Below are 1,812 nucleotides of genomic sequence, written 5' to 3'. Positions count from 1 at the left end.
CTATGCGTATCGCCTACACGCCGCAACAGGAACAGCTGCGTGCCGAGCTGCGTGACTATTTCACCCGCCTCATCACTCCCGAACGGCGGCAAGCGCTTTCGGCGCAGACCGGAGAGTACGGCGAGGGCAATGTCTACCGCGAGGTGGTCGAGGAGATGGGCCGCGACGGCTGGCTCGCCCTCGGCTGGCCCAAGGAGTACGGCGGCCAGGACCGCTCCACCATGGATCAGCTGATCTTCACCGACGAGGCCGCCATCGCCGGCGCCCCGGTGCCGTTCCTGACCATCAACTCGGTGGCGCCGACGATCATGCACTACGGCACCGAGGAGCAGAAGAAGTTCTTCCTGCCCAAGATCGCCGCCGGTCAGCTGCACTTCGCCATCGGCTACTCCGAGCCGGGCGCGGGCACCGACCTGGCCTCGCTGCGCACCTCCGCGGTCCGCGACGGCGACGACTGGATCATCAACGGCCAGAAGATGTGGACCTCCCTCATCGCCTACGCCGACTACGTCTGGCTCGCCGCCCGCACCGACCCGAACGCCAAGAAGCACAAGGGCATCTCGATGTTCATCATGCCGACCACGGCAGAGGGCTTCTCCTGGACGCCGGTGCACACCATGGCCGGGCCCGACACCAGCGCCACCTACTACCAGGACGTGCGGGTCAAGCACTCCGACATGGTGGGCCCGGAGAACGGTGGCTGGGCGCTGGTCACCAACCAGCTCAACCACGAGCGCGTCGCGCTGACCTCGTCCGCGCCGCTGGCCCTGGCCGTCGCGCAGGTGACCGAGTGGGCGCGCAACACCAAGACCGCCGACGGCTCCCGGGTCATCGACCAGGAGTGGGTGCAGATCAGCCTGGCCCGCATCCACGCCAAGGTCGAGTACCTGAAGCTGACCAACTGGGAGATCGCCTCGCGCGCCGACGCCCAAAAGGACCCCGCGATCGGTACCGGCGAGGGCGCTCCGCGCCCCTGGGACGCCTCCGCCACCAAGGTGTACGGCACCGAACTGGCCACCGAGGCGTACCGCACGCTGATGGAGATCCTCGGCCCGCAGGCCTACCTGCGCCAGGACTCGGCGGGCTCGCAGCTGCGGGGTCGTCTCGAGCGCATGCACCGCGCCTGCCTGATCCTCACCTTCGGCGGCGGTACCAACGAGGTGCAGCGCGACATCATCGCCATGACCGCCCTCAAACAGCCCGCCGCCGCGCGCTAGCTGTGTCCGATAGCGATGTGAGCGGGCCCCCGTGGTTACGCAAGCTGTCTCCTCCGGGCCTGACGCTCACATCGCGCGAAACCAAGGTAACCATCATGGATTTCACCCTCACCGAGGCGCAGCAGGATCTGGCCCGCCTCACCGCCGAGGTCACCGGCAAACTCGTCACCGCAGACCGGCTGCGTGAGCTCGACCGCAACACCGACGCGTCGGGCAACCCGACCGTGCGCTTCGACGAATCGCTGTGGAGCTCGCTCGCCGAGACCGGCGTGCTGGCCGCGGCCCTGCCGGAGACGGTGGGCGGCAGCGACTTCGGCGTGCTGGAGCAGACCGCCATCCTGCGCGAGATCGGCAAGTCCGTCGCGCCCGTGCCGTACCTGTGGTCGATCGTGCTCGGCGCGGGCGCGCTCGCGCAGTTCGGCTCCACGGCCCAGCGCGAGCTGGCCGCACAGGCCGCGCGGGGCGAGGTCATCCTCACCACCGCGCTGAGCGAGGAGCGCAACTGGGAGCTCGCCAGCCCGGTCACCACCGCGATGGCGGGCGACGGCTGGCAGCTGACCGGCCTCAAGACCACGGTGCCCTTCGCCCGCCAGGC

Annotated in this window: 2 protein-coding genes; both read left to right on the top strand. The window is 69.3% G+C overall.

All coding sequences use genetic code 11. The features are described from left to right. Nucleotides 1-2: 2 nt before the first annotated feature. On the top strand, nt 3-1,217 hold the full coding sequence (locus ABZ909_RS43575; protein ID WP_357012371.1) for an acyl-CoA dehydrogenase family protein: 1,215 nt from the start codon (nt 3-5) through the stop codon (nt 1,215-1,217). A 95-nt stretch (nt 1,218-1,312) separates the two neighbouring features. Continuing rightward, nucleotides 1,313-1,812, top strand: a 500-nt coding sequence (locus ABZ909_RS43570; protein WP_357012369.1) for an acyl-CoA dehydrogenase family protein, incomplete at its 3' end; no start/stop codon positions are given.

The sequence above is a fragment of the Nocardia sp. NPDC046763 genome (assembly GCF_040645495.1).
Taxonomy (GTDB): Bacteria; Actinomycetota; Actinomycetes; order Mycobacteriales; family Mycobacteriaceae; genus Nocardia.
This window is presented reverse-complemented; position numbering and strand designations above follow the sequence as displayed.